Annotated in this window: 7 protein-coding genes; all 7 read right to left on the bottom strand. The window is 34.0% G+C overall.

Annotated features, from left to right (window positions below; translation table 11 throughout):
* Positions 1-48: 48 nt before the first annotated feature.
* Positions 49-663, bottom strand: a complete 615-nt coding sequence (locus ACFQ0I_RS16455) for a peroxiredoxin-like family protein (protein WP_379944066.1) — start codon at positions 661-663, stop codon at positions 49-51.
* A 296-nt stretch (positions 664-959) separates the two neighbouring features.
* A complete protein-coding gene (locus ACFQ0I_RS16450) occupies positions 960-1,946 on the bottom strand; it encodes a Gfo/Idh/MocA family oxidoreductase (protein ID WP_379944067.1) in 987 nt (328 codons plus the stop codon).
* Positions 1,947-1,985: 39 nt separating this feature from the next.
* The gene (locus ACFQ0I_RS16445; protein ID WP_379944065.1) at positions 1,986-2,990 is read right to left on the bottom strand and encodes a Gfo/Idh/MocA family protein; all 1,005 of its coding nucleotides are present in this window, start codon (positions 2,988-2,990) and stop codon (positions 1,986-1,988) included.
* Positions 2,991-3,173: 183 nt separating this feature from the next.
* A complete protein-coding gene (locus tag ACFQ0I_RS16440; protein ID WP_379944064.1) occupies positions 3,174-5,300 on the bottom strand; it encodes an amino acid permease in 2,127 nt (708 codons plus the stop codon).
* 312 nt (positions 5,301-5,612) lie between these two features.
* On the bottom strand, positions 5,613-6,053 hold the full coding sequence (locus tag ACFQ0I_RS16435; protein ID WP_379944062.1) for an SRPBCC domain-containing protein: 441 nt from the start codon (positions 6,051-6,053) through the stop codon (positions 5,613-5,615).
* A 93-nt stretch (positions 6,054-6,146) separates the two neighbouring features.
* Positions 6,147-6,317, bottom strand: coding sequence for a HigA family addiction module antitoxin (locus tag ACFQ0I_RS16430; RefSeq protein ID WP_379944061.1), 171 nt, complete (start codon positions 6,315-6,317; stop codon positions 6,147-6,149).
* A gap of 13 nt (positions 6,318-6,330) precedes the next feature.
* A complete protein-coding gene (locus ACFQ0I_RS16425) occupies positions 6,331-6,612 on the bottom strand; it encodes a type II toxin-antitoxin system RelE/ParE family toxin (protein WP_379944060.1) in 282 nt (93 codons plus the stop codon).
* Between the last annotated feature and the right edge of the window lie 122 nt (positions 6,613-6,734).

Below are 6,734 nucleotides of genomic sequence, written 5' to 3'. Positions count from 1 at the left end.
TTACTTTGTCATTTCTATACATAATGTTTAAAATTATGTAGCCTTATTTCAGGACGGGTCAGTTCTATAGTCAACGTTAACATAACTCCATGTTACTACGCCGTCCTGTCCTAATATAAACGTTGCTGGAATTGGTAACACATTACCGTTACCATTATTTATTTTATTTAAATCTAGTTTACGATCTACGCGCATGTGTTCTATTAAAAACTCTGGTACTTCCCATGCAACACCATATTGTAAAGCTACTTTGGCGTCTTGATCAGACAATACAATAAAGTCCATCTTGCTAATTTCATCTTTTGTTAAGGATCCATCAGGTACTTGTGGGCTAATAGCAACCAATGTAGCGCCTAAGGCATCAATCTCATCTAATCTGGCTTGTAAAGCTCGAAGTTGTAAGTTACAATAAGGGCACCAATCACCTCTGTAAAAGGTAATAACCACAGGACCTTTCTCCAATAAAAAATTTAAAGATATTGATTTGCCTTCAGGATTCGGTAACTCAAAATTAGGAGCTTTCTGGCCAATTTTAATGGCATTTTTGCCTTGTTCAAAGGCTTTTTCTTGTTTAAAAATAGCATCAACACCACTCATAAACTCAGGATTAGCTAGTCGACCCGATTCAATTTTAGCATCCGTTAGTTCTTTTAATTTTTTCATTTAATTATTTTAGTTATATCTCTCCTTTTTTGACTGAAATTGTTTTACTCTGCCAAATTTTCGACGTTTCATTTTTTAATACCTTACAAAGGTTTCGGTTATTTCTTGGGCTCTATGCTTTGGCTTCAGAAGCAGGTAAGAATAAATAGTTACTTATGTCTTAGTTTTGAATAGTGTTTTTTATATGCGTTGTACACCATTCGTTGTTTTGTAAAATAGATTGTCATGATTATTCAAAAATCTTTCAGTTTGAATAAGGATAACATGTCATTTTTCTTTTTGAAGAAGTAATGTTATTATTCTAAAATTTCTAATTGGGCTATTATTTGTTCTTCAGTTACCGGATAGTCCTTGTTCATTCTCATGGTTTGATAAACATCTTCATAAACATTTATATAACTTGCTCTTTTTGCAGCTATTTTTTCTTGTTTTTTTAACCCTTTCGATGTTATCGTAGTTAATAGTCCTTCACTCTCTGGTAATTCTACCCCGTACATTGAATTGTCTGGAAGCATTCCTTCAATTAACTGATTTTCCTGAACATCAGTTCGGTGCTTTTTAAAGGTTCCTAATGCGCCATGAATGATAAACGCAGGTGATGGATCTGCAACTAAAAAACTAATCGTTACAAATACTTGTAAGGAATCAGGATATTGTAAATGAATATGAACATAATCAACTACCTGTGTTTTAGGGCGGACAAATGTAGGATATTTTGACCATTTTAAAGGAATACCAAACAATGCGATAATGCCATCAATTGTATGTGAACCTAAATTAAATGGAACTCCACTTCCCGGTCCAGCCACTTCTTTCCAACTATTTTCGTTAATTGCCATATTATATCTATCATATCGAAAATGAGCCTCAATTAAATTTCCTAATTTCCCAGATTCGATAACTTCTTTGACTGATAGATAATCACTATCATACCTTCTGTTTTGAAAAGGCATCAACAATACACGGTTCTTTTTTGCCTCGTTAAATAGTTGTTTTGCTTGCGAAGAAGTAGCGGTAAAAGGCTTGTCGATTAATACATGTTTGTTGGCTTTAATAGCCTTTAAAGCATATTCAAAATGTGTTTTATTTGGGGTATTTACAATAATAAGCTCAATAGTATCATCTAATAAAATTTCATCTACCGAATGATAACTTTTTATATTCGGAAAATCTAAATGCCCCTTTTTTTTGGTTCGTTCTACGATACCTGATAATTCAAATTCAGGATGTTGTTTCAAAAATGGCGCATGAAAAAACTTGCCAGACATTCCATAAGATAATATTCCTGTCTTAATTGAAGTTTTTATAATGAAATTATCGAGTTAAATTTTCCCTACTATTTTATCTAATACCCAATTTGTTCTGGCACCAGAAACTCCTGTGCTAACACATTTACCTTTTCCATGTAGGTCATCAACAATTGATTGGATAAGTATCTCCTGGATGTATTGAGGAACTTCAAATTCAAATGTCTTGACAGGTTCATTCTCTAATTTTAAAGTAACGTGATGATCACCCCAAAAAGGAAAAGAAATTTGCCCTTTACTACCAATTATTGTAGTCATTTCATATTGTGAAGCCTTACTGGTATTAAAAGCCCACAAGCCTTTTCCTATAATTCCATTTTTAAATTTAAAAACACCAACGGTGATATCATCAGCCTTATAAGTTTTTGATTGATTTTCAGAAAACCCCTTTGCCTCGGTGATAGGACCAAAAAGGAAATCGAGTGCATCCAATTGATGTGAAGCCAGGTCGTAAAAATAACCGCCCCCTGCAACTTCCGGATCAACTCGCCAATTATTAGCATGATCATGCGTTCCTACAATTTCATTCTCAATGGTCATTTGTACAGCTATATCGACACTCCTAATGTCTCCAATGGTACCACTATCAATTAATTCCTTTACTTTAAGAATATTGGGTAGTGTTCTGCGGTAATAAGCCACATATAAAGGAACATTTGCTTTTTTACATGCTTCTACCATTGATATGCATTCTTTATATGAACGTGCCATTGGCTTTTCTACATAAACCGGTTTTCCAAGCGCTGCTGCTTTCAATGTATATTCAGCATGTGTTTCCGGTGGCGTTGCAATGTATATAGCGTTTACCTCAGGATCATTCAGTAGATCATCTGCCTTATCGTACCACTTTTCAACTCCATGACGTTTGGCAAAATCCTTTGCTTTATCAGAATTTCTTCTCATAACAGCCTTTACACTAGAATTGGGTGTTTGTATAAGTGGTTGTCCGCTTTTAGTTTCGCAAACATCACCTACACCAATAATTCCCCAACAAATTTCATTCATTTTTTCCTGTTCCATATTTCTAATGATTTTAAATTGCTACTTTACTAATATAGGCTATCGTTTAGGTGTATGATACGTTGATTGTTTGCGTGGAGGATTTTCCGAATGAAAAATCAAAAGTTAGAAAACAAAGCAACGACTAAAGGGCTTAACTAAAATAAGCAATGTTTTTTAAACGGTGTTGCGTCGTTGTATTTTTTAAGTATCTAATTTTTCAATTTCATAAATCATATACTCTCTGTATAATTTTGAAATGGATTTAATTTCTCCAATTATGGTTAGAACATCATCAGCCATTAAAATTGTAGAACCATTAGGAGTAAAAGTTTTATTATTTCTTTCAATTAAGGCAACTAAAACATCTTTGGGAAGCTGAATTTCTTTTAATTGACGGCCAATCATTGCCTCTTGTGGAGTTCCCTTTAATAGTTTTATGCTCACAAAACGCTCATTTTGCAACAAATATTCCTTAATTTCTCTGTGGCTATTCATTTTAAGTATCGCTTTCACAAGGTGTTCTCTTTCTAAAATATCTAGGAGTCTAGATAACATACGTAGCTGTTGTTTAGGATTTTCGTCGGAATTAATTAAAAAAACACAGATGTGTATTGGAGTTTTTAATTCATTATCTCTAAATAGCGTTGTACAATTAATGGCAGATTGGGAAACAACGACTTGCATCGAAGGGTGTGCAATACTCTTAAACTTATCATGAAAAATTAAAACACCGGGTAAGGTTATTACTGATTCTTCGGGCAATGAATGGGTAAATTTCTGCGTAATATCTTCTTTAAAACTCTCTAATTTCGTGCTAAAATTAACGGACACTTTATTTAATATTTCCTCAAAATCTGTTTCGGCTTTTAATATTTTTATTTTCGATTTAATTACAGTTTCATCAAATGGGTCACCTTCACGAAGGCCTTTTTCTTTTAAGATAGTCATTAATTCATTTTCCAATTCGTCGTATTGATGCTTGCCCAATAGTGCAAACCAGTGATATATTGCTCCTTCCCGTTTTACTTTTCCGCGGGAGTAAAAATGATACCATAGCAGCCCCATGACAACCACACCAGTTGTAAAAAGAACCGGCATCCATCCTAGGTAAATAATGAGTATAACCGAAATAATGATTCCAATAATTTGCATATAAGGATAAAGGGGAGACAAATACCCCGGGTCGTATGATTCTATTTTACTTTTTCGGAAAACAATAACAGAGAAATTGATGAAGATGAAAATAAGAAGCTGGAAGGTGCTTGCAAGTTTTACAATTCCTTCTTCAGACAATATTAGGATGAATAAGATAATTAAGGCTGTTGTAAGCAATATAGCTACTATTGGAGTTCCTTTCTTCCCAATTTTTGATAAAACAGCAGGAAACAATTTATCACGCCCCATTGCAAAGGGATAGCGTGATGCTGATAAAAGTCCTGCATTTCCTGTTGAAGCAAATGCGGCAAGAGCAGCAATGGACATTAACCATACTCCTGCATTTTCGGGCAACCATTTAAAAATTTCTTTGGCAGCAGTAGCTGCCGGCGCCATTTCGTTGGCAAATGAGGTTGGTTCAATAACGGCAACCATAATAAAAACACCCAAACCGTATATGAGTCCAGTAACAACTAATGATAAAATCATTCCCAGGGGAATATTTCTTTCAGGGTTTTTAATTTCCTCGGCAACACTTGCAATTTGCGTTAATCCCAGATAAGAAACAAAAACAAAACCTACTGTTGTAAACAATCCACTCATACCATTTGAAAAGAATGGGGTGAACTGAGATTCAATGGCCTGCTTTCTTATCGATTCTACAGAGAAAATGGAAAAAAGTCCGTCGGCAATAAAAACAATTAAAATACCCAAAAGAAAAATAACAAATACTTTTTGGAAGGCAGAAGTTTTTTTTGCACCTACCAGATTTAAAACCATAAAGAAAAGCGTTGCAATTATGGCAACTGTTTTAGTTGGGATATCCCAGAATATAGCAGCATAAGCACCAATACCGATGATTGCAAAAGCTGTTTTTAACATTAAAGCAAAATATGTTCCTAAGCCACCAATAGTTCCCATTACAGGACCTAAACTTCTATCCAGAAAGAAATACGCTCCTCCAGAGCGAGGTAAGGCAGTAGAAATTTCGGCAATGCTAAACATAGCAGGCAATATTAATATGCCAGCAATTAAATAAGCCAAAAATACAGATGGTCCTGTGTAATGCGCAGCAATACCTGGTAGCAAAAAGAACCCTGAACTGAACATGGCCCCAGTGCTAATTGCAAAAACATCGAACAATCCTAAATCTTTTTTTAGTTTATTTCTCATAATCAAAAAATTAAGACTTTTATTTTAATCCTTAGTTTTTTAAAAGATAAGAATAATTTACCTTTTTTAAAGGTGTTAGATTAAAATTTCATGTATCCTCTCACCCGAATGGTTTCTTTTTGAAAATCCAGTTTATTAATTTTCATTTCTTTACACCGCTGTAAAGTCTTATAAAATGAGGCACAACGTGTTTCTTTAGTTTGAATAATATAGGTTTAAATTTAAGCATATAAACCGAATAGAAAATCCGAGAGGATTTTCGTAAGTAGGTGAGGCCAAACAATTTCTTTTGGCCATTGTTAACAGCGTTTTTTATTTTTTTCGCATAAAGTCAAATGCGCCTTTTCTAAGTTGTATTCCATACTCCAGATAGGCTTTTAGACATGCTAGGAAGTTTGCCCATCCACCTGAATTTTCTAGTGCCCATTTCAAGTTGTCCTCATTAAGTTCCTTTCCGTTTTCGTTTACTCTAACTATGGTACTATTGTCTGGTAATTTTTCTAGTGTAATTATTACAACAGTTTCTGGGTCCCAAACAAAGGAAATTGAACGATTGGTTTCTAATTTTATTTCTTTAATAGGAAACTTATCATCAAATTCAGGAAATTTCCAAATCAGGTCTTTTCCCGTTTCCAATTTTCCATTACTTTCCGAAATGAAATATTTGGTCATTTTCTCTGGATTTACAATCCCTTCAAAAACTTCTTCTACTGGTTTTTGAATTTGTATAGTTGCATTAGATTCGAGTCTCATATCAAATTTCTTAATTTATTGAAAATATTATATATATCTGTCTTAAAATTGGATGCAAGCAAACAAAGCAACTAACATTGGTTTAGTATAAAACTAGCATTTTTTTTTACACGGTGTGCAACAGGCANTTCCTTTTATGATTTCCGAAATTCGGGTTTGCGGAATTTTCAAGTCCTTGGAAAGTCGGTATGCTGTGATTTCCAATGGCTCAAGAAATTCGTAATTCAAGATTTCTCCAGGGTGTACATTTGCTAACTTTTCCATTTTTTTTCTTTTTTTAGTGATAATCGATTATTTCCACTTCGCTTGCGTTTCCTTTGTCCCATATGAATATAATTCGCCATTGTTTGTTAATCCGAATACTGTAATATTCACTTAATTTTCCAGTCAGTTTTTCAAGTCGGTTTGATGGTGGAATTCGTAAATCGGCAATATCCTGCGAGTTGTTCAACATTCTCAATTTCCGACGTCCTATGTTTTGAATTTCGACCGGCATTTTCTTAACTCGGATTCCGTTCCAAATCTGTTCGGTCTCTTTCGAGCCAAAAGAAATAATCATATTTTCGTTTTACGTTACTAACGTCAAAGGTAAGTAAAATATTTGAATTTGCAACGGGTCAAAATGTCTTGTCCTGAAATATGGCTACAGGTTAAAATTGAATTTACGCTGTTAATTTATAT

Origin of the sequence: Mariniflexile aquimaris (genome assembly GCF_042676825.1) — a bacterium.
In the GTDB taxonomy this organism is placed as follows: Bacteria; Bacteroidota; Bacteroidia; order Flavobacteriales; family Flavobacteriaceae; genus Mariniflexile; species Mariniflexile aquimaris.
The sequence above is the reverse complement of the archived record's forward strand: the minus strand, read 5'-3'. Positions and strand labels throughout refer to the sequence as shown.

Coding starts and splice junctions, on each gene's coding strand:
- ACFQ0I_RS16425 (WP_379944060.1), bottom strand. CDS start 6,612: ATGATTATTTCTTTTGGCTCGAAAGAGACCGAACAGATTTGGAACGGA.
- ACFQ0I_RS16445 (WP_379944065.1), bottom strand. CDS start 2,990: ATGGAACAGGAAAAAATGAATGAAATTTGTTGGGGAATTATTGGTGTA.
- ACFQ0I_RS16435 (WP_379944062.1), bottom strand. CDS start 6,053: ATGAGACTCGAATCTAATGCAACTATACAAATTCAAAAACCAGTAGAA.
- ACFQ0I_RS16455 (WP_379944066.1), bottom strand. CDS start 663: ATGAAAAAATTAAAAGAACTAACGGATGCTAAAATTGAATCGGGTCGA.
- ACFQ0I_RS16440 (WP_379944064.1), bottom strand. CDS start 5,300: ATGAGAAATAAACTAAAAAAAGATTTAGGATTGTTCGATGTTTTTGCA.